The organism is Halolamina rubra, from assembly GCF_000739555.1.
GTDB classification, from domain to species: Archaea; Halobacteriota; Halobacteria; order Halobacteriales; family Haloferacaceae; genus Halolamina; species Halolamina rubra.
On record NZ_BBJN01000034.1, the window covers coordinates 1 to 20,428 of the forward strand.

General features: G+C 65.1%; 17 protein-coding genes and 1 pseudogene. 11 read left to right on the forward strand and 7 right to left on the reverse strand.

The genetic code is table 11. From position 1 onward, the window contains the following. From ACP95_RS09615 to ACP95_RS09625, 3 genes and pseudogenes are all read right to left on the reverse strand, one after another. Nucleotides 1-1,150 (reverse strand): annotated as a pseudogene (locus tag ACP95_RS09615) (AMP-binding protein); the annotation flags it as partial. Nucleotides 1,151-1,233: 83 nt separating this feature from the next. After that, nucleotides 1,234-2,916, reverse strand: a complete 1,683-nt coding sequence (locus ACP95_RS09620) for a bacterio-opsin activator domain-containing protein (protein ID WP_049981002.1) — start codon at nt 2,914-2,916, stop codon at nt 1,234-1,236. Between the two features lie 135 nt (nt 2,917-3,051). Further along, on the reverse strand, nt 3,052-4,992 hold the full coding sequence (locus tag ACP95_RS09625; RefSeq protein WP_049981003.1) for an acetate--CoA ligase: 1,941 nt from the start codon (nt 4,990-4,992) through the stop codon (nt 3,052-3,054). 113 nt (nt 4,993-5,105) lie between these two features. On the opposite strand from ACP95_RS09625, the gene ACP95_RS09630 reads away from it, so the two are divergent. Beyond that, nucleotides 5,106-5,951, forward strand: coding sequence for a translation initiation factor eIF-2B (locus ACP95_RS09630; RefSeq protein WP_049981004.1), 846 nt, complete (start codon nt 5,106-5,108; stop codon nt 5,949-5,951). A gap of 4 nt (nt 5,952-5,955) precedes the next feature. Here ACP95_RS09630 and ACP95_RS09635 read toward each other — a convergent pair whose 3' ends face one another. Both ACP95_RS09635 and ACP95_RS09640 read right to left on the reverse strand, forming a co-directional pair. Beyond that, on the reverse strand, nt 5,956-6,303 hold the full coding sequence (locus ACP95_RS09635; protein ID WP_049981005.1) for a nuclear transport factor 2 family protein: 348 nt from the start codon (nt 6,301-6,303) through the stop codon (nt 5,956-5,958). Nucleotides 6,304-6,361: 58 nt separating this feature from the next. Continuing rightward, nucleotides 6,362-7,627 carry an MFS transporter gene (locus ACP95_RS09640; RefSeq protein ID WP_049981006.1) on the reverse strand — a complete coding sequence of 422 codons (1,266 nt, stop codon included), beginning with the start codon at nt 7,625-7,627 and terminating at the stop codon, nt 6,362-6,364. A 101-nt stretch (nt 7,628-7,728) separates the two neighbouring features. Between ACP95_RS09640 and ACP95_RS09645 the strand changes: the two genes are divergently transcribed. Then, complete coding sequence (locus ACP95_RS09645) at nt 7,729-8,676, forward strand: D-2-hydroxyacid dehydrogenase (protein WP_049981007.1); 948 nt, start codon at nt 7,729-7,731, stop codon at nt 8,674-8,676. Nucleotides 8,677-8,706: 30 nt separating this feature from the next. Here ACP95_RS09645 and asd read toward each other — a convergent pair whose 3' ends face one another. Beyond that, nucleotides 8,707-9,741, reverse strand: coding sequence for an aspartate-semialdehyde dehydrogenase (asd, locus tag ACP95_RS09650; protein WP_049981008.1), 1,035 nt, complete (start codon nt 9,739-9,741; stop codon nt 8,707-8,709). Between the two features lie 274 nt (nt 9,742-10,015). On the opposite strand from asd, the gene ACP95_RS09655 reads away from it, so the two are divergent. From ACP95_RS09655 to ACP95_RS15745, 4 genes are all read left to right on the forward strand, one after another. After that, a complete protein-coding gene (locus tag ACP95_RS09655) occupies nt 10,016-11,608 on the forward strand; it encodes a Na+/H+ antiporter NhaC family protein (RefSeq protein WP_049981009.1) in 1,593 nt (530 codons plus the stop codon). A 356-nt stretch (nt 11,609-11,964) separates the two neighbouring features. Beyond that, a complete protein-coding gene (locus ACP95_RS15740) occupies nt 11,965-12,606 on the forward strand; it encodes a hypothetical protein (RefSeq protein WP_154018505.1) in 642 nt (213 codons plus the stop codon). Next, on the forward strand, nt 12,603-13,688 hold the full coding sequence (locus ACP95_RS09665; protein WP_049981011.1) for a tyrosine-type recombinase/integrase: 1,086 nt from the start codon (nt 12,603-12,605) through the stop codon (nt 13,686-13,688). The genes ACP95_RS15740 and ACP95_RS09665 overlap by 4 nt, the downstream gene beginning before the upstream one ends. 271 nt (nt 13,689-13,959) lie before the next feature. After that, nucleotides 13,960-14,688: a hypothetical protein gene (locus tag ACP95_RS15745; RefSeq protein ID WP_154018506.1), complete on the forward strand. Its 729-nt coding sequence runs from the start codon at nt 13,960-13,962 to the stop codon at nt 14,686-14,688. Nucleotides 14,689-14,927: 239 nt separating this feature from the next. On the opposite strand, the gene ACP95_RS09675 is transcribed toward ACP95_RS15745, so the two are convergent. Then, complete coding sequence (locus ACP95_RS09675; protein ID WP_049981013.1) at nt 14,928-16,010, reverse strand: hypothetical protein; 1,083 nt, start codon at nt 16,008-16,010, stop codon at nt 14,928-14,930. 6 nt (nt 16,011-16,016) lie between these two features. Between ACP95_RS09675 and ACP95_RS09680 the strand changes: the two genes are divergently transcribed. The 5 genes from ACP95_RS09680 to ACP95_RS09705 all read left to right on the forward strand — a co-directional run bounded on the left by ACP95_RS09680 (nt 16,017) and on the right by ACP95_RS09705 (nt 20,428). Further along, nucleotides 16,017-16,385 carry a PadR family transcriptional regulator gene (locus ACP95_RS09680; RefSeq protein ID WP_237560427.1) on the forward strand — a complete coding sequence of 123 codons (369 nt, stop codon included), beginning with the start codon at nt 16,017-16,019 and terminating at the stop codon, nt 16,383-16,385. 50 nt (nt 16,386-16,435) lie between these two features. Beyond that, nucleotides 16,436-16,567, forward strand: a complete 132-nt coding sequence (locus ACP95_RS16475) for a hypothetical protein (RefSeq protein ID WP_272913171.1) — start codon at nt 16,436-16,438, stop codon at nt 16,565-16,567. Nucleotides 16,568-16,748: 181 nt separating this feature from the next. Then, nucleotides 16,749-19,370: a hypothetical protein gene (locus tag ACP95_RS15750; protein ID WP_154018507.1), complete on the forward strand. Its 2,622-nt coding sequence runs from the start codon at nt 16,749-16,751 to the stop codon at nt 19,368-19,370. Between the two features lie 393 nt (nt 19,371-19,763). Then, entirely contained in the window at nt 19,764-19,931 is a 168-nt protein-coding gene (locus tag ACP95_RS09700; protein WP_154018508.1) for a hypothetical protein, read from the forward strand. After that, the gene (locus tag ACP95_RS09705; protein WP_049981019.1) at nt 19,931-20,428 is read left to right on the forward strand and encodes a hypothetical protein; all 498 of its coding nucleotides are present in this window, start codon (nt 19,931-19,933) and stop codon (nt 20,426-20,428) included. The genes ACP95_RS09700 and ACP95_RS09705 overlap by 1 nt, the downstream gene beginning before the upstream one ends.

A 20,428-nucleotide genomic window follows, 5' to 3' on the forward strand; every position in this document is an offset into this window, starting at 1 on the left:
GCGTCGGGGTACTCCGTCCCCCACTTCATGACGCCCGGATCGCCGTCGGCGCGGTGTAGAGCTGCGTCGCCTCGTACTCCTCGACGATCTCCCAGAGGCGATCGCGCTCCGGATAATCCGGCGTCCCTTCGTACATCATCGTCGTCGTTCCGAGCGCGAGTGGCCCGTACACGATGTAGGAGTGCCCCGTGATCCAGCCGATGTCGGCCGAGCAGAAGTACGTGTCCTCCGGCTTGATGTCCAGTACGGCGTGGGAGGTCCACGCCGCCCACGAGAGGTACCCCCCAGTCGTGTGTTTCACGCCCTTCGGTTGGCCCGTGGTGCCGGAGGTGTACATGAGGAACAGCATGTCCTCGGCGTCACGGTCGACCGGTTCGACCTCCGCGCCCTCGTAGCCGGCGACCAGGTCGTCGTAGTCGTGCTGCCCGTCGCGGAGCTCGTGGCCGAACCCGTCGTCGTTGTCGGCGAGTCGGCCGACGACGACCGTGTCGGACACCTCGTGGTCGACGCCGGCGAGCCCCTCGTTGGCCTTCTCGAGGTGGTCGAGCGGGTCGCCGCGCCGGTAGTAGCCGTCGCAGGTGACGAGATACTCCGAATCGGCCGCGTTCATCCGGGTCGCAAGCGCGTCGGCGGAGAAGCCGGCGAAGACGACCGAGTGCGGCGCGCCGATGCGGGCGCAGGCCAGCATCGCGATCGGGAGTTCGGGGATCATCGGCATGTACATCGTGACGACGTCGTCCTCGCCGACGCCGAGATCGCGGAGCGCCGCGGCGGCCTCGTTCACCTCGCGGTGGAGCTCCTCGTACGTGTACGTGCGGTTGCCCTCGTCGGTCGGCTCGCCGACCCACTCGATCGCGGCCTCGTCGCCGCGCTCGTCGAGGTGGCGATCGAGGCAGTTCGCCGAGGCGTTGAGCTCGCCGCCCGTGAACCACTCGAAGAAGGGTGGGTTCGAGCCGTCGAACGTCTGATCGTACTCGGTCTCCCAGTCGAGCATCTCCGCGGCGGCGTCCCAACAGCCCGGCCAGTTCTCGTCGAACTCCTCGTACACGCCGGGGTCGGCGACGTTAGCCTGCTCGACGAACGATTCCGGCGGCTCGAACACGTCCTGGGCTTCGAGCCGCGCTTCGAGTTCCGTGTCTTCCTCTCCCATGATCTACCATCAACGATCCCCCACCACCCACCATAAACGGACGAGCTAATTATCCAAAACCGGCGGGTAAAATCATCCCGCGGTCAGCGGTCGTCCTCGCCCGAGGGGAGCTCCTCGAAGAACGCGGTGAGCAGCTTCCCCTCCGCCTTCCGGAGGTGGTTGTGGAGCGTGGGCGAGGCGACGCCGACGGTGTCGGCCAGCTCCTCCGCGGTGGAGTCCCGTGGCCACTCGAAGTAGCCGGCGTGGTACGCCGCCCGGAGCACGGTCGCCTGCCGGTCGGAGAGCCGATCGGCCAGCCGCTCCCGGAAGCCGGCCGCGGTCTCGGCGGGGTGGTCGGTCCGGCGCTTCGCGAGCAGCGCCACGTCCGGGTGGCCACCGGTCACGGCGTCGACGGCCCCGCGCACGTCGGCGTCGCCGGCGAGTTCGGCCGTGAGCGTCGCCGTCCCGTCGGTCGCGACCAGCGACTGCACCCGGCCGCCGGCGTCGAGCAGCGCCGTCGCGGGGGTGTCGGTCACCACCACCTCGACGGCCGCGCCGTCGCCGTACTCCGCCAGCAGCCGGGCGTCGTCGACGCCGCCGGCGGCCGCGGCCCGGTTCATCACCGCCTCGGCGCCCGCGCCCTCCACGTCGAGGTAGTACAGCAGCGAGCCGTCGTCGACCGGGACGACCCCGGAGAGCTCGACCCGGCAGTCGAGCGACGCCGAGAGGTCGGCCGCGACCGACGCGCCCGCCGGACAGCGGAAGTCGAGTTCGACGACGGCGTCGGCCAGCAGCAGCCGCTTGCGCTCGACGGCGGTCAGCGCCTGGCCGAGCTGGCCGGCCAGCGCGGTCAGCGCGTCGGCGGCGCCGTCGGGCCCGACGGTCGCGCCCAGCGCCAGCAGCCTCGCCGAGTCGTCGCCCGGCAGCGGCACGGCGGCGACGGGGCCGTTCGCCCCCTCGAACCGCCGGATCTCTCCGTCGTCGACGGCGGCGTCGACGTCGTCACGGTGCTCGTCGAGCTGGCGGCGAACAGTCCGCTCGGCGACGCCGGCGACCGCCTGCAGCGTGAACGCGTCGCCGACGCGCTCGGCGACCCAGGCGAACCGGACGCCGGCGACGCCGGCGAGGCGCTCACACGCCGTCGCCGCCACCGCCTCCTGTCGGTCGGCGTCGCCGAGCTCGCCCGCGAGACCGGCGCTCGCGTCGACGAGGCCCGCGGAAAGCGCCCCGGAACCGCCGGGCTGGGCGTCCGCGTCGCCGCCACCGCCGCCGGCGACCGCGTCGACCAGGTCCCCGCGGTCGGGATCGGGGAGCATCGGCGCCAAACTGTCCAGCCGCTCCCACCCCCCGAGCTCGACGACGGTTTCGGGGGAGACGCCGTCCGCGAGCAGCCGCGCGGCGAACTGTCGGCGGAGATCCGTCACCGAGGCGTCGACGCCGGCGGTGCGGTCGATCACCTCGCCGGCCAGCATCGCCAGCCGGCGGGCCGAGACGGGGAACAGCGCATCGTCGTCGCCGATCCCGTTGCTCGCGGCGTACTGTCGCAGGTCCCGGGCCACCTCCGCCGGGAGCGCGGTCTCCCGCGCGGGCTCGGGATCCCCCGTGCGGTCCGTGTCGAACACCGCGAGCAGGTGGCCGTCGCCGTGTTCGAACAGGTCGCCCGGCCGGACGCGTGCCTGCTCGGCCGGGCGCAGTCCGGCCTCGCCACAGAGGCGGACGACCAACTCCTCGCGGTGGGTGCGGGCCGCCCGCCGGACGCGCCGATAGCCGTCGGCGTCGAGCGTCATCGGTTTCGGTCTGTCCGGCGTTCCGAAATAAGTCCACCGAAGCCGCTGTCGGTCGAACGAGTAGCGCTCGGTAAAACGGCACTAACTGCGGTGGAACTCAGTTTCGGAAAGTCGATCTAACCGAAACAGGTCGGGTCAGGGGTCGTCCGGGGTCCGGGACTGGAGTTCGCCGACGATCTCGGGGTTGCGCAGCGCGGAGGTGTCGCCGAGATCCGCGCCGTTGGCCACGTCCTCGAGCAGGCGGCGCATGATCTTCCCCGAGCGAGTTTTGGGGAGGTCCGGGGTGAACACGACCGCCTCGGGGACCGCGACGCCGCCGACGGCGTCCTCGACGGCCGCGCGGACGCGCTCCCGCAGGTCGGCCTCGTCGACGCCGTGCTCGGGCGCGACGTAGGCGTAGATGGCGCTCCCGGTCGCCTCGTGGTCGGCGCCGACGACCGCGGCCTCGGCGACGCCGGGGACGCCGACGATCGTCGACTCGAGCTCCATCGTGCTGAACCGCCGGCCGGCGACGTTGACCGCCTCGTCGGCGCGCCCGAGGAACGTGACGTAGCCGTCCTCGTCGACGGTCGCGGCGTCCTCGGGGTGGTAGCGCCAGCCGTCGCGCTCGGAGACGGCGTGTTCGCCCCAGTCGGTCCCCTCGGCGAGCGCGACCGGCATCCCCGGCCACGGCCGCGTGACGACGAGTTCGCCGCGCTCGCCCGGCGCGACGGGGTCGCCGGTCGGGCCGACCACCTCGGCGGCGATCCCCGGGAGGGGTTTCCCCGCGGCGCCGGGCTTCATCGCGTCGACGCCGGGAAGCGTCGAGACGAGGATCGCGCCGGTCTCGGTCTGCCACCAGGTGTCGACGATCGGGCAGTCGCCGCCGCCGATGTGCTCGCGGTACCAGTGCCAGGCGCGCTGGTCGATCGGTTCGCCGACCGTACCGAGCAGGCGCAGGCTGGAGAGGTCGTGGGCGTCGGGGTACTCCGCGCCCCACTTCATGAACGCCCGGATCGCCGTCGGCGCGGTGTAGAACACGTCGACGGCGTGGCGGTCGATCAGCTTCCAGAGCCGGTCGCGCTCCGGGTGGTCGGCGGTGCCCGCCGACAGCACCGTCGTCGCGCCCAGCGCCAGCGGGCCGTAGACGACGTAGGAGTGGCCCGTGATCCAGCCGATGTCGGCGGCACACCAGTGGGTGTCCTCCGGGCGGATGTCGAGGACGGACTGGGCCGTCCACGCGACGTGGGCGAGGTAGCCGCCGGTCGTGTGGGTGACGCCGCGGGGTTCGCCGGTGGTGCCGGAGGTGTAGATCCGGAACAGCGGGTCGGCCGCGGCTCTGGGGACGGGGTCGACCGTCTCGCCCTCGTGGGCGTCGACGAGATCGTCGTAGTCGTGGTACCCCTCGCCGAGGTGGACGCCCTCGCCGAGGTGGTCGCGGACGACGACGTCCACCTCGCGGTCGACGGCGAGGCGGGCGTTGTCGGCCTTGTTCTTCTGGGCGATCGCGTCGCCGCGGCGGTAGTAGCCGTCGCAGGTGAGGAGGTACGCCGAGTCGGCGCGCTCCATCCGCTCGGCCAGCGCCTCGGCGGAGAACCCCGCGAAGACGACGTTGTGCACCGCGCCGAGGCGGGCGCAGGCGAGCATCGCCGCCGGCAGTTCGGGCACCATCGGGAGGTAGATCGTCACCACGTCGCCCGCGTCGACGCCGAGGTCGCGCAGCCCGGCCGCGAGCGCGTTCACCTCGCGGTACAGCTCGAGATAGGTGTAGCTCCGGCGCTCGTCGAGCTGGCCCTCCCAGACCAGCGCGCGCTGGTTCTTCCGCTCCGGGAGGTGTCGGTCGAGACAGTTCACCGAGGCGTTGAGCTCGCCGCCGGGGAACCACTCGAACGGCGGGCCGTCGTCGCCCCGGAACACGGTGTCGTACTCGCTGCTCCAGTCGAGCAGGTCGCCGGCGCGCCGCCAGCAGTCCGGCCACTCGCGCTCGAACGACTCGTGGATGCCGGGATCGGCGACCGCCGCCCCCTCCCGGAACCACGACGGGGGGTCGATGGCTGCCGCCGGCGTGCGCGTGGGATCGGCGCCGTCGCCCGTCATCGTGTGTCCCTGCCGGGGTGAGGGAGATAAGTTTCCCGCTCGGGGTTGCCCTCGCCCGTTCTTCGATCCGCCGAGTAGCAACACCTATCGGGCGAGCGCCCCACGCCGGGACCATGATCGACGAGACGGTCACCGAGATCCGGGAGATGCGGAGCCACTCCTCCTCGGCAGTGGCGGTGAAAGCCGCCACCGCACTCCGTGAGCTGCTCGATCGGGAGTACGTCGCCGCCGACGCGTTCGACCGCGATCTGGAGCACAACGCGGGCGCGCTCCGGCGGGCGAACCCCTCCCACGCCTCGCTGCACACCGCGATGCGGAGCATCACCGACGCGGTGCTCGGCGAGGCGGACACGCCCGAGGAGGCGAAGGAGCTGCTCGAGGACGCGATCGAGGACGCCGTCGAGCGCGTCGACGCCGGGAAGCGCCGCGCGGCCGCCCACGCCGCCGACACGTTCGAGGACGGCGAGACGATCCTGACCCACGACTACTCCTCGACGGTGCTCGAAGCCGTCGAGACCGCCTGCGCCGAGGGCTGTCAGCTCACCGCCTACGTCACCGAGGCGCGGCCGCGCTACCTCGGGCGCAAAACCGCCCGCACGCTCGCGGGGATGGACCGCGTCGAGCCACACCTGCTGGTCGACAGCGCCGCCGGCTACGTGATGGGCGAGATCGACCGCGTCGTCGTCGGGATGGACTGCATCGTCGAGGGGACGCTGTACAACCGGATCGGCACCTACCCTATCGCCGCGGTCGCCGACCGCGAGGACGTGCCCGTCACCGTCGTCGGTTCCTCGACGAAGGTGATCGACGACTTCCGCTTCGAGAACGAGTTCCGTGCGGGCAGCGAGGTGATGCGCGAGCCCGTCGAGGGCGTCGAGATCGAGAACCCGGCCTACGACGCGACGCCGACGGAGCTGGTGGACACGCTCATAACCGACGAGGGGATCACCGAGCTGTAACCGCTCACACGGTGTCCCGGTCGGTGTACGTGTAGCGCCGCGCGATCGCCCCGTCCTCGAACTCGTGGAAGTCCGCGAAGCCGAGCTCGACGGTCTCGCCGTCCTGCTCGCCGCGGAACGTGCCCCGGACCGCGACGGTGTCGCCGTCGGGCACGACCGCGTGGAGCTCGTGCTCGCCGTTCGAGAGCGGTCGCCCCTCCTCGTAGAACTCCCGGAGCGCGAGCCGGCCCTCGATCGTCGCCTGCCCGGGGCGCTCGTAGATAACGTCCTCGGCGAACAGTGCGACGAGCTCGTCGTACTCGCCGGCGTCGACCAGGTCGTAGTAGCGTCGTGCGGTGGCCTCGTGGTCCATGGTCGCCCGTCGGCGATCCGTCGGGTTGAGTGTTACCCCGGCGCCCGTCCCGGACGCCTCAGTCGTCGCCCGGCACCGCGCCGCCCCCCGGCAGCACCACGCCCTCGCGGCTCTCGACCAGCTTCCAGCCCGCCAGCCCCGCCGCGACGAACGCCATCGAGGAGCCGACCGCGAACGCCGTCGGGTAGCCGAAGACGCCCGCCAGCCCGCCGACGACGACCGGGCCGAACACGCCGCCGACGCCCTTCGCCGTCGAGCGCAGGCCCATCAGTTCGGACTCCCGCTTGTCGGGCGCCACGTCGCCGATGAACGCTAGCGCGCCCGTCGTCATCGCGGAGAACGCGGCGGCGATGATCACGAACGAGAGCGCCGCGATCCCCAGCCGCAGCGGCCCCGAGAACAGCGTCGCCGCCGCGGCGACCAGCGCGAACAGCCCCGAGCCCGCGATCCCGACGACGACCAGCGGCTTGCGCCCCCAGGCGTCGGCGACGCGGCCGAACAGCAGCATGAACACCGTCTGCCCGGCGGGGTTGATCGCCAGCAGGACGCCCATCGTGAACTCCGAGATCCCCAGCGTCTCGGGGAGGTACACCGGCATCAGCCCGAACAGCCCCATCACCGTCCCGTTCCGCAGCGCGAGCGCGACGTACAGCATCCAGAGCCCGTTCCGGCGCAGGTGGTCGCGGTCGTCGACGGCCGGGAGCAGGCGCCGGCGCACCTCCGCGAGCAGTTCCCGGACCGTCGGCTGGCTGTCGGGTTTGGGGGCGACGCTGTCGTCGAGGAACACGACCACGAGCGTCGACGCCAGGCTGGCGGCGACGATCACGGCGTAGACGCCCTCGGGCGCGAGCAGGCCGAGCAGCATCCCGACCGCGAGCTGGCCGCCGGTGAACCCCGTCGCCCGCGCGGCGTTGAAGAAGCCGAGCGAGCGCCCCCGTCCGTCGTCACCGCCGCGGGCAGAGACGACAGCGAGCATCACGGGCGCGAAGCCGACGGCGAACACGGCGTACAGCCCGCGGGAGAGGATCGGCACCCAGACGCCCGAGAACAGAAAGAGGGGGGCGAGCGCCAGCGTCGCCCCGAGCCCGGTCGCGACGAGCACCGTGCGTCGACGCCCCGTCACGTCGGCGACGGCGCCCCAGAACGGCGAGAACACGGTCATCCCGAGGAAGTACGCGGTGGTGACCAGCCCCACCACCAGCGCGGAGGCGTCGTTCCGACCCAGGTAGAACGCCAGCCCCGTCCCCAGGAGGATGCCGGCGCCGAACCGCGTGGCGGCGGCGACGGCGACGAGCAGGCGCTGGCGCGTGTCCGCGGCGAGCACGGTCGCGCTTGGAACAGGGAGCCTAAAGCCCGACTGGTTCCGGCGGGTTTCGGCCGGCGGAGAAGGGTACACTCTTCTCCGCGCCGTCCGGAACCGCGCCCATGAGCGAACCCGACGTGCTCCTGCTGCGCCAGAAGATCCACGGGCTATCGGTCGACAACTACGCCGCCGCGATGCGCGAGCGCCTCCCCGACGCCGAGGTCGCCGTCGCCGAGACGCCCGCTGAGGAGCGGGAGCTGATCCCGCACGCACGGATCGTCGCCGGCTTCACCATCGACCCGGAGCTGCTCGACCGCGCGGAGAACCTGGAACTGTTCGCGTGCTCCTTCGCCGGCACCGGCCACCTCCCGATGAACGCCCTCGAGGAGGCGGGCGTCGCCGTCACCAACGCCTCGGGCGTCCACGGCCCGAACATCTCGGAGTACGTGATCGGCGCGCTGATCTCGCTGGCGCGGGAGTTCCCCCGCGCGGCCCGCCAGCAGAACGAGCGCGTCTGGCAGTCTTACGGCAGCCGCGAGCTCATGGACTCGACGGTGACCGTCGTCGGCCTCGGCGCGATCGGGCAGGCCGTCGTCGACCGACTCGAGCCGTTCGGCGTCGACACCATCGGTGTGCGCTACAGCCCCGAGAAGGGCGGCCCGACCGACGAGGTGCTCGGCTTCGAGGAGATCCACGACGCGCTCCGGCGCACGGACGCGCTCGTGCTCGCCTGCCCGCTCACGGACGCGACCCGGAAGCTGCTCGACGACGAGGCGTTCAAGACGCTGCCGCCACACGCCCACCTCGTCAACGTCGCCCGCGGCGGCGTCGTCGACACCGACGCGCTCGTGAACGCGCTGCGGAGCAACGACATCGACGCCGCGTTCCTCGACGTGACCGACCCCGAGCCGCTGCCCAGCGACCACCCGCTCTGGGGGTTCGACAACGTCCGGATCACGCCCCACAACGCCGGCCACTCGCCGGAGTACTTCGAGCGACTCGCGGACATCGTGGCGGCGAACTACGCGGCGCTGGAGAACGGCGGCGAGATCGAGAACCGCGTCGTCTGAACCGGTCGCTTGCGCCCGACCGCGGCCGAGTCAGATCCAGCCTTCCTCGACCAGCAGTTCGCCGTTGAGCACCGACGCCCCGGCGGCGCCGCGGATCGTGTTGTGCGCGAGGCAGTTGTACTGGATCCCCTCGTCGGTCGCCTGCAGCCCCCCAGCGGAGATCTGCATCCCCTGCCCGCGCATCCGGTCGAGCCGGGGCTGCGGGCGCTCGGGGTCGTCGAACACGTGGATCGGCTGGTCGGGCGCCGACGGCAGGTCGGCGGCGTCGAGGTCGAGGAGCGCCTCGTGGACTTCCTCGACGCTGAGGTTCGCGTCGAGTTCGGCGAACACGTTCTCCAGGTGGCCGTCGAGCGACGGGACGCGGTTGCAGGACGCGGAGACCTCAACGTCGTGCAGCGAGAGCTCGCCGTCGTCGACGCTGCCGAGCAGCTTCCGGGACTCGGTCTCCATCTTCTCCTCCTCGCCGCCGATGTGCGGGAGCACGTTGTCGATGATCTCCATCGACGTGACGCCGGAGTAGCCGGCGCCCGAAACCGCCTGCAGCGTGGCGACGTGGACGCGTTCGAGGCCGAACTGGTCGAGCGCGGCCAGCGTCGGCGTCATCGTGATCGTCGAGCAGTTGGGGTTCTTGACGAGTGCGCCGTCCCAGCCGCGCTGCTCGCGCTGGGTCTCGATCAGGTCGAGATGGTCGGGGTTGACCTCCGGGATCGTCAGCGGCACGTCCGCGGCCATGCGCTCGTTCGAGGAGTTCGAGGAGACGACGTAGCCCGCTTCGCAGAGCTCGGGTTCGACCTCGGCGCCGACCGAGGACGGGAGCGAGGAGAACAGCAGGTCCAGATCGTCGGGCAGCGCCTCGGGGCTGGTCTCCAGCACGGTCATCCCCGCCACGTCCTCGGGGATCGGGGTGTCGACGCGCCACTTGGCGGCGTCGCGGTACGACTCGCCGGCGCTGTCGGGGCTGGCGGTCACCGCCGCGATCTCGAACGTCGGGTGGTCGTCGAGCAGTTGGACGAATCGTTGCCCCACGGCGCCGGTGGCGCCGAGGAGGCCGACACGGACAGACATTACCACGGCCTCGGAGAGGCGTGCCTAAGTGCGTTCGGGTAGCGGGCGCGAGAGGGCGACTGCGGCACGGTTTCGAGGGTTTCGGGCTGATAGGGGGCCGGCGGCCACGGATCGTCGGAGCAGCACCCAAGTGGCCGAGGAATCGTCGACGGGGCGCCGATCGAGGCGTCGTACTCGATCGGTGCACGGCGAACGCGGTCGTCGCCGGCCGACGCCGATACCGGCACGTGTTGCCGGTTGGCTTTATGTCACTTCGATACGTAGTTCCCCGGATATGCCCTCAGAGTTCGGCGCCCTGTCGATCGTTCCACCGCTGCTCGCGATCGTGCTGGCGATCGCCACGCGGAAGGCGGTGCTGTCGCTGTTCCTCGGCATCTGGTCGGGGGCGGTGATCTTCACCGGGAGCCTCGGCGTCGTCCAGACGTTCGAGTGGATCGTCGCCGCCGTCGCCGGCGACTTCCACGTCCGGATCCTCGTGTTCACCCTGCTTTTGGGCTCGGGCGTCGCGATGATCTGGAACCTCGGCGGCTCCTACGCCGTCCGGGACTGGGCGATCGCGAAGCTCGACTCCCAGCGGAAAGCCGGCGCGGTGGCGTGGGGACTCGGCGTCGTCCTCTTCTTCGACGACTACGCGAACACGGCGATCGTCGGCTCGGCGATGAAGGACGTCTCCGACCATCTGCGGATCTCCCGGGAGAAGCTCTCCTACATCGTCGACTCGACGGCGGCGCCGGTGGCGACGCTGGGGATCTCCTCGTGGGTCGCGTTCCAGCTCTCGCTGATCGCCGACGGGTACGAGGCAGCGGGCGTCGCCGACCACCCGCCGGCGTTCGAGGTGTTCCTCAACTCGATCCCGTTCAACATGTACTCGATCCTCGCGATCGTGATGGTCGCCATCGTCGTGTTCTCCGGCCGGGACTACGGCGAGATGCTCGACGCGGAGCACCGCTCGTGGCGAACGGGGCAGGTGCACCGTGAGGGCGCCCGGCCGATGCAGGACGTGCAGTCCGACCTGGGCGAGCCGAGCGCCGACGACCCCCGGCTGATCAACTTCTTCGCGCCCATCGCCGTGCTCATCGCCGTCACGATCGGGAGCGCGCTGTGGACCGGCTACTCCCCCGGCGCGAGCCTCATGGACATGGTGACCAACGCCGACTTCGCGTCGGCGCTCATCTACGGCTCGTTCGCGATGGTCGCCTCCGGGTTCCTGCTCGGGAAGGTCTACGGCATCCTCTCGCTGGGCGAGGCGACCGACACGACGATCGACGGGTTCGGCCTCATGCTCACGGCGGTGTCGATCCTCGTCCTCGCGTGGGGGATCGGCGAGGTCGTGGGCGCGCTCCAGACCGGCGAGTACGTCGCCGGCGTCGTCGGCGAGGGGTTCCCGGTCGCGATTCTGCCGGCGCTGGTGCTGGTGCTCGCGGCGTTCATCGCGTTCTCGACGGGCACCTCGTGGGGGACGATGGGGATCCTGACGCCGATCGTCATCCCGGTCGCCTGGAGCCTCACTGGCGACCACACGATCATCGCGGCGATGGTCGGGACGATCTTCTCCGGCGCCATCTTCGGCGACCACAGCTCGCCGATCTCGGACACGACGGTGCTCTCCTCGACGTTCACCGGCGCCGACCTGATCGACCACGTCCGCACGCAGCTGTACTACGCGCTCACGGTCGCCGTCGTCGCCGTCGTGCTGCTGCTCGTCTGGGGGCTCACCCGGATCACTCCGCTCGCGCTGCTCCCCGTCGGCGTCGTCGTCCTCGTCGGGCTCGTGTACGGGCTCTCCGAGCTCGACGCCGGCCGGAAGGGGGTCGACCCGGTCGTCAGCGGCGCGCCACAGGACGCGCCGGAGCCCGGGGACGACTGAGGTTGTCGGCGAGGCGAGCAGCCGGGGACGACCGAGGTTGTCGGCGAGGCGAGCAGCCGGGGACGACCGAGCCGGCCGCGACACACCCTTTAACCGCCTGCGTCGAGTAGGCTTACTCCGCGCCTTTAGTCCCCACCCGAGTACTCCCGACTGGGAGCGATGACAGCGTGGCGAACCCGGGCGCGGCACACCCGTCGCGAGAGCGACCGCCCGCCGGGGCGTACCCGGTCGCCCGGCACGAGGGTTAGCCAGCCGACGCGGCACGCAGCCCCGGGATGAGGCTGGCAGTTAGTGTTCCGGGCGACATTTCCCTGATTATAGATAACACTTATAAAGAACGCTCCTGAATTGGGTATATGAGCGAGACAAACCCCGACCGAATGATACGTCTGTATTTCGGTCAGCCGGGAGATCAGCGACCCACAAAGGAGGAGGTCGCTAACTTCATCACCGACGAAATGGGGCTCGTCCGCGGTGATGGGAACGACCCTCAGTGGTCGAAGGGTGTTGGGGAACTCGTCCAACGAGGGATGGAAGCCGAGAAGGATCTACTCGATGCTGTCAGTCACGACGAACGTGAACGACTCCAAGAGTTAGAGGAAGAAGTCAACAAGTACCGAGAACAGGTACAGCGTCTGAAAGCCCAGCTTGACCAACAGCGAGAAGAGGAGGGTCACCTCGACGCCGCCCGTCGTGTCCACCGAACTGAAGCCAGTATCCTTGAAATCCTGTGCCAAAACGAAGCCGCTGGTCAACATGCTGGCCCTGAGGGTATGAACTACGTCGAACTGTACGATGTGGCCAGACTCACCGGCTACAACTTCGACACCGTTCTTCAGTACGCTCGAACCCTGTCCCGCCCCGAGTATGGGGCACATGTTCAACTCGACGATTACGACGAGAAGGCAAAGGCCACGAGCCGGGATGCGTTCGAGGCCTATTGCGATGCCACGGACATCGATCCCGGCCTAATCCGCCGTCAGAACGGGCAACTATGACTGAGAACGAGGTCCTGGCCGAGATTCGCGACGAATTGAAGGCTATCCGGGAGGAAAACCGAGCACTCCGAGAAGAGAATCGGGAACTGCGTAAAGAGCTACAGGAACACCGCAACGGAGACAACAAGCCAGATCCACCCGCGAACGACGACATAGTCAGCGAGTTCTTCACCGCTCAGAACTACGCGGAGTCAACCGAACGTCCCTACCGCCTCTGTATCAAATACTTCCGCGAGTATCTCGAGGACAAGCCCCTGTGCGAGGTCACCGATCAGGAGGCACTTCGCTTCGCCGCTGAGTGGACTGGTCGCGATGGGGACACTGTCGCCACGAGCACTATGGAAACGTACCTTCAACGGGTGAAGAAGCTCTATGACTGGATGTGCGATCAAGAGTGGGGGCCAGAGTCGAATCAGGTGGAAGCCGCTCTAGGGACGTTCAAGAGTCAGAACAGTGCCCAACTCCGGCGGAGCGGGCAGCATACTGGTACCGCGTTGCAACCCCACGAATACACTGCCCTCCTGAAGTGGAATCGAACTCCGCGGATCTACGCCCTCCTGATGCTGGCGGCAAAAACCGGACTCCGCCGCAAGGAACTCGCGCTACTGAAGACAGAGGATGTCGATCTGGACGCGAAAAAGCTGTACAACCGCTCGCCGAAAGGAGTGGGGGAGACTCGGCTCGCAAAGAACGATGCCGATCACAAGCTGTTAGACGACGAAACGGTGACCGCGGTTCGTGACTGGCTAGAGACGCGTGATGATGAAACCGACTGGCTCTTCCCGAATGGACAAGGAGACCACGTTTCCTCGATGACCATTTCTCGCTGGGTCGGAAAAGCAACTGATCGCGTGGTGGAGGCAACTAACGACGATGAACTTGCAGAGACCATCGACGAGTTTACGCCTCATGATGCCCGCCGGTGTTTCACGACTTGGCTGAACCGGGGAGGGTGCCCCCGTGACGTTATCAAGGCGCTTCGTGGAGACGCTGATGGAGATATGGTTACGTTATATACGCAACTCGGAGAAGACGAAATCCGGGAGGAGTACGAATCTGCAATGCCTGTAATTGGCGTCTAAAGGGGTGATTCTATCCCGCATGGCGGGGCTCACGCCCATCTGGACAAGCATTTCGACTAAGCGACGCTATTGGAACAAGCGCTCACCTTCCGGTCTCTACTGATGACGCCGGGCCAGCGCTGCTGACAGCAGGGCCGGAATAGTGTACTGGCTGGCGAACAGAAGTATTTACAAACCAACAAGTAAATTACTAAATACAATAACTCAGGGATACAGCACTACCCGCCAGAGGCATCGCTCCCAGACCAACGACAACGAACAAACGAAATCTATGAGCAACGATACGAACGACCTTGGAAAGCCACTCGACAACAACATGACTAAGGGCGGGTTCTCGCGCTACACGATGGCCAGCCTCTTGCAGAAGGCTGTCCGTCGAGGTGATCGAGAACGCGCATCGTTCGCGGCCTTCGAACTGTGCCGATCAGGGTACAGCTGGAACGCATGGGATAGGCTTCAAGTTACGATGATAGAAGACAACCGCCTCTCGATCACCGAGGCCGACCTACTCCCTGCCATCGAACGACTGCGACAGCTCGCCACGAAGAAGTGGGATCCGGACGAGGGGATGGGAATCGCCTGTGCTATGCGGGCTGCCAGTCTCCTTGCTGAGGCCGAGTCGGCTCGAGAACTCCTCCCGATGAAGAATTGGTGGCTGGAGATCGCCGGAGATCGGATGAAGTCACTTCACCGTGGTGAACAACCAGATCACGACTTCCCCGTACAGCCAGAGAGCAAAGACCTGGGGGAGCTGGGCTACGTTACAAATGACACCCATACAGCAGCAGGGTCCCGGGCAGGTCGAAATATGGCGCACTATCTGATCGAGTCGAGCCGGACAACCGACCCATCAGAACTCGGCCAGCAGTACCAGAGACTCATCATGGAGCACGAGATCAGCTACGACCTCACTGACGAGCAGATCGACCACGGAATGACACCCGTCCCCGACGACGAACCCTGGGATCACTCTCGCGAAATTGGGTTCCCACGACACTGAGCTAACCCCTCCCCGGGTTGGCCTCCCACCCCAGGATGGTTCGTCGAACCATAGGGGACCGCGGCCACTTTCACTCGAACACACGAATAGCACGACCAGCCCGACCTGCGAGTACCGGAATACTGCGTGCGATGTGTCTCAAGCACATCCGGCACCCGTGAGACGGGTTAGAGATTGATAGACTACGGACGGATCACGGGCGTTTCGACTGAGCGGAATCTGCTTTAGCCACCTTTCGATTACTGTGGTGGGGCCCCGAACACCTCGTGACTGAGTTCAACGAGAAGGGCGAACGTCTCGGCGATCTCGTCGAGTACCTCATCTTGATTCAGCGGTTCGAAGCTGTCCATCTCCCAGGTGAACATAACCACTCGATGGCGTGAGCGCGTGTGGCTCACCTCGAAGCCGTGCTCCTCGAACAGGTCCGCATGCTCCCGGATCGTCTCGACTGCGTCCTCGTCGTTATCGACATCGAGGGTCACTCGAACCTGTCCATCGGTCCGCGGCTTGACTCGTAGACTGAACTCGACTGCCTCTGGATGATCCGGATGTTCTGAGTGGAGTCGCGGCTCTCTACTGTCGAAGGAATTGACGAGCTCACCGAGAGTCGAGCCGCCGACGAGCGACTGAATCTGTGGATAGACACGTTCGAGAATCTCACGGTTGACCTCGTCGTAGGTGGGGTTGCCGACGCGACTCGGACGCACCCGCCTGTCATCGTAATCAACCACGACTGTCGTTGCCAAGGTCTCCGATGCACCGTCGGCAGACTCGAACAGTTGCACCTCCTGTGCTTGGAGATGTAGGCCTTGGTCCTGGAGATAGCGGACGTTCTCCGCGGTTTGCCCTGTGATGGTCTCGGCGACGATGACCATCCGCTGATACTGGTTGTAGTCCCTGGGCTTGAGCACCCGCCCGAAGACTGCCTCGAAGGCATCGTCCAGCGACTCGGCAGGGATGAGTGATTCATCGACAGCCCACTCGCCACTCCGGATCTGCTGTTGGTACTCCTGGTAGAGTTCGTTCAGGTCGTCGTAGTCGCACGGGCCAAGGGCTCGCGCGTAGTTCTGTGGCTGGCTGAGAATCGTTTCCTCACTTGCGCTTCCGGTCCCGCTGAGTCCCTTCTTGAGCTCGAACACGATGACGTTCCCGTACTGATCGAGTCCGACGAGATCCGGAAGGCCAGGGTCGAGACTCGGCTGACGACTGAAAATGAACACCGGTTCGTCCAGAAGCGCCTCGGGAGCCGCGTTGAGGATCTGTTCTAACTCGAACTCGCTCTCAAAGTGTGTTTGTTCATGCGGTTCCGTCTGGACTGGCATCGTGGTTTGGTCTACGTCAAAGAGTCGCACCCGTCTCACAAGGGAGACGAATATGTTAGACTTTTCCAACCGGTTGGGGATCCCTTTTATATTCTCTATCTCAAATCGCTCTGGATTTTCTGGTGGATGAGTCTAATCGGCGAGACAAAGTTAGCCATCTTGCGGGAACTCCAAGACGGTCCATCTCACGGCTACGTGATTGCGGGAGCGGTGGGTATCTCGTCCGGTGGCGTCTATACGCATCTCGATGAACTCGAACAGGAGGGTATGATTGAGGTCGTTGAGGTGAGCGAGGAGGGTCGTGGTAAGAAATACTACGGGCTGACCGAAGCCGGTGAGCTCCTCGTGCGGTCGTTCGAAAAAGCGAACAGCTGACCCGGTGAAAACTGGTATTAAGGGAGTAACCCGTCTATTAATTCAGAATTATGGAGATCACAACCGTCAGCATCGACAAATCGACGCGGGACGGGCTCCGCTCGATCAAGGAGAAACATGAGTTCGAACACTACGACGCTACTGTGTCGTGGCTCATCGAGGAGGTGGAGACTGAGAACTAAGCGGTTAGCTGGGAACCGCCGAGCATAAGGGAGGATGCTCGGCGACACGTAGCCAGAGGCCACGGGAACATGCCTGGATCAGGCCTTCCATGTACTCCTTGTACGTGGAGTGGCTTGGCGGTTTCGCCCACCCCGATTGGCCCGGCTGGGCCCAGCTTGCTGTTGCCATTATTAGCCTACGATGACAGGATCAGATGCCAACGACACGGGGATCGGCTACCCGAAGCCAGAAGACCGTCCGTTCGGACTCCGCGCGTGCAAGCCCCCGGCTCGAAATGCCGTTCCCCTCGATAAGGAGGCACGGCGACAGGAGCTTCAAAACGAGCGGTATGAAGCATGGAAGGCGCGTGATGAACTCGAAATTTGGGGCGACGATCCTGGCCTCGGTAAAACAACAAATATTGCTATCGGGGCTGAACAGCAAGAGGACACGCTCGTGTTTTATTTCCCACAGCACGAGAACGCACACGAGTTTCGAGCGGATGCCGCAAAGCCTGATCCACACCTCCATCTAAAGGGTCCGGATCAGCCCATCGAATCCGAGTGTATGGATGCGAAGGTAGCTGGCACCCGTTGTGAGACCCACGGCAACCGGGACAACTGTCCGCGGATGTGCTCCGTGTTTGATTTACCCAGCGATAATGCGGTTCGAGAGCGGTTCGAGCTCATCGCCGAGGAACGCGGCACCAAAACAGCACACGATGTGGTCAACCCACACGATGACGACGAGGATTGTCCGTGGGAAGACCAGTGGGATACCTTAGAGAAGATTAATGATCGCGACGGATCAGCGATCGTCGTTACCGTATTTAATTACATGAGCTCGGTCAATACGGTCGGGTACAACGTCCTCGACGATGTTCAGAGTCTATTCGAAGACACAACGCATCTATCTCAGTCAGACCTCGAAAACGTAAGTCAAACGCTGGCGGAGTTATCGACAGACTCGGCGATCTCCTCTGTCATCGATGAGATAGCGTTATTCATAACCGACGTTATCGACGTGCTCAGACAGAACCGTCGTCAGTCGGATGACCCGCTCGAATTTAGGGACCTCGACCCGCCAACAATTTCTATTGAACAGGACACTTGGATCGGTCGGCGAATCGGCGATGAGATTGACCCGGTTGCTGAGGCCCTGGCATGGGTGAAACATGCCTACCATGAGATGCTTCTTGGCGGGACCGTCTCTGTGGATGGCGTACTTCAGCGTCAGGTCGATCTCGCTAACTGGGACTATGTGCCCCTTGGACTGGATGCGGTCTTTGCGGCCGCCGCTGAAGCCGGTCTGGACGACGAATCAGCACGACGCGCTATAGCCACCTCACCCGGAGTCGAAGACTGTCCTGCGTGCGGAAACGTCTCAAAGTTCTGTATCCGGACTGGACGGTCTTCGGCTGACCCACTGCTCACCGACCGTGATGTAGGGATGCACGTATGTGGTTCGTGCGGATGGCACGAGAATGATGATCCACTCACCGAAACGGTTGGTGAGCTCCCGAGAGTGATAGCATGGGCCGACGAAGATGATCCCCGAAAACGACGGCCCGAATATGAGCTGTACTATCAGAAGCTTCCTCTGACGAGCGACCTGCCTGCGCCGAGCCAGACGCTCATCCTTGATGCGACTCCGACAAAGCAGAAGTACGCCCTGCTGTTCGGCCTCGACAAGGACGATGTAGTTGTCACCGGCAATGAGCCAGTAAGGCTGAACGCGAACATCACGCAAATCTACAACGGACAGTACCACCAGCACACGCTTGAGAACGCCAGATCGGAACGGAAAGAGCAATTCAACACGGTCATCGGGACAGCGGCTGAGTGCCACGACGGAGTTCTTGTAGTCAGCCATCGAGGGAACGACTCGTTCCTGGATGTAGACGAGCACGACTGGATGTACTTCCACGCCGGGCGTGGCTTGAACCGAACAGAGCCCGAGGCGGTCGTGGTTGTCGGCGCACCTCACGCGAATGAAAAAGACCTCAGGCGCAAGGCAAAGCTCCTTGCTGTAGACCGTGAGGATGTCCGAATCGGCGGGATAGAGTATAGCTCACGGCGGAATGAAGAGGGAGAATTAGCCGCCGAGCCTCCGATATATCGGAAATATTACTACGAGGATGAGACGGGGAGTGGCCGGGCTATCGCCACGAAGCACTACTCCGGATTAGTAGGTGATCTGTTCCGAGACACCCGAGAGCACGAGATCGTTCAGTTGGCCCACCGGCTCCGACCGGCGATCTCTGATGAGAGAAAGTTTATCTACCTTCTGACAAACGTTCCGACAGAGCTCCCCGTCGATACGCTTGCCGATCTCTCGGAACTCGCGGATCCGATTTATGAACAGGTCGGGATTTCCGAAGGAGCCATCAAACTCCTGCGAATCTGCGTTGAGCTATATGACCATGGCCGTGCCGGAACGAAGGATGATCTCTTCTACGAGTGGGACAAAGAGACGTTCACGGCGACGGTCAACCAATTCTACGATCTCGCTACGAATCACAGCGGGGGGGTTGATGTAACCAAACGTCAATTCCGCGACTACCTCGACGAACTCAGATCGCTTGGCCTGGTCGAACGCGACGGGTACCAACAGCGAGCCGGGTGGCTCCATCGGGTAGATCTCCCTACCTCGAAGCAGGCGTTATTAGTAGTAGATAATAATAGCAATTTCGAAGTAGACGCAGTCTGGCGATTATCCGAAAAGATTGAGAGTACAGATGGGTCGGCAGAGTGGGTAGAATGGGCCACAGAGCAGTTTGGCGTCTCGGGCGAACCTGATACAGAGAGTACCGTCCAAATGTGACGGACCACCACACAAGGACCCGATAAGAGGAGGTGGCACTGCTGTCAGAGCCGTCTGTCCGGTTACCGGAGTACCGGTTGACGTCGGCCTGGCCTCCGCCGCTGACAGCAGTTCGATCTCCGATGAGAGAAAACCACCGGTAGAGCGTTTGGAAAAAGCGAAAAACACCGTTTCAGATACTACTAACACCCTTCCTAACTAATCTACATATACAGGGAACCTATCCGAGAGCCGCGGCTTCGGGCACACGAGTTCGGAGCAAAGGCCCGGTGTAGGAGCACCGGACTCGGTAGGCTTCCTGATGGAGGCAAGAAGCCAATGTCGAATACGGACTCAAGAGTGGAAACGCTGTCGAACAGACACCCAGATGCGGAACAGGTCGGCCCGCACCTGGTGATCGACAAGACGGAGTGGGTGCCCGGCAAGCATCCTGACCCTCACCGCAGACACGAGGGCCAAACCGAATATCTGGAGAAGTACCTGCGCTGTATCCAGTGTGGTGTCGAGGTGCTGAGCAAGGGCGACCTCCCGGAGACGTGTGAGCGAGTGGTGAGTCAGTAATGCGGATCAAGGATGCTTCCGTGGACTGGCGGGAGGATGTCGCCAATGCCCCGCGCCTGGAGGTGCTCGTCGATGAGATACCCGACCGGTCCGACCTGCGGTTTGAACACGAGGACAGTATCTGGTGTGCGGTACAGGACGGGTATGTCGAGTATTTCGCCTGGTCCGGAAACGGGAATGAAGGTGGCTACACCGGAGACTGCTTCGAAATAACTACCGTTGATGGAGAGTCCGTCACACTTCGCGGCCCGTGGAGTTCTCGGGCTGGCTGTGTCAACAACAGGAGCTTCGGGCCGGTCGTAGACGTGCGGTTAACGACCAACCCCGAAACACTCGAACGCGGTCACACGTTCAAGAGTGGGACCCTGACGCTCTCGGCGGCAAAGCAAGCAATCGACCTCGTCGAGGAGGCGTGTCACCTAGAGTGCAGGGAGAGGCTCACCAGAGACGAACAGTACTGGGTTCCGATCCGTGAATCTGGGGGTGATGGGACGTGA

Coding starts and splice junctions, on each gene's coding strand:
- ACP95_RS09705 (WP_049981019.1), top strand. CDS start 19,931: ATGCGGATCAAGGATGCTTCCGTGGACTGGCGGGAGGATGTCGCCAAT.
- ACP95_RS09665 (WP_049981011.1), top strand. CDS start 12,603: ATGACTGAGAACGAGGTCCTGGCCGAGATTCGCGACGAATTGAAGGCT.
- ACP95_RS09630 (WP_049981004.1), top strand. CDS start 5,106: ATGATCGACGAGACGGTCACCGAGATCCGGGAGATGCGGAGCCACTCC.
- ACP95_RS15750 (WP_154018507.1), top strand. CDS start 16,749: ATGACAGGATCAGATGCCAACGACACGGGGATCGGCTACCCGAAGCCA.
- ACP95_RS15745 (WP_154018506.1), top strand. CDS start 13,960: ATGAGCAACGATACGAACGACCTTGGAAAGCCACTCGACAACAACATG.
- ACP95_RS09625 (WP_049981003.1), bottom strand. CDS start 4,992: ATGACGGGCGACGGCGCCGATCCCACGCGCACGCCGGCGGCAGCCATC.
- ACP95_RS09655 (WP_049981009.1), top strand. CDS start 10,016: ATGCCCTCAGAGTTCGGCGCCCTGTCGATCGTTCCACCGCTGCTCGCG.
- ACP95_RS09675 (WP_049981013.1), bottom strand. CDS start 16,010: ATGCCAGTCCAGACGGAACCGCATGAACAAACACACTTTGAGAGCGAG.
- ACP95_RS16475 (WP_272913171.1), top strand. CDS start 16,436: ATGGAGATCACAACCGTCAGCATCGACAAATCGACGCGGGACGGGCTC.
- ACP95_RS09645 (WP_049981007.1), top strand. CDS start 7,729: ATGAGCGAACCCGACGTGCTCCTGCTGCGCCAGAAGATCCACGGGCTA.
- asd (WP_049981008.1), bottom strand. CDS start 9,741: ATGTCTGTCCGTGTCGGCCTCCTCGGCGCCACCGGCGCCGTGGGGCAA.
- ACP95_RS09635 (WP_049981005.1), bottom strand. CDS start 6,303: ATGGACCACGAGGCCACCGCACGACGCTACTACGACCTGGTCGACGCC.
- ACP95_RS15740 (WP_154018505.1), top strand. CDS start 11,965: ATGAGCGAGACAAACCCCGACCGAATGATACGTCTGTATTTCGGTCAG.
- ACP95_RS09620 (WP_049981002.1), bottom strand. CDS start 2,916: ATGACGCTCGACGCCGACGGCTATCGGCGCGTCCGGCGGGCGGCCCGC.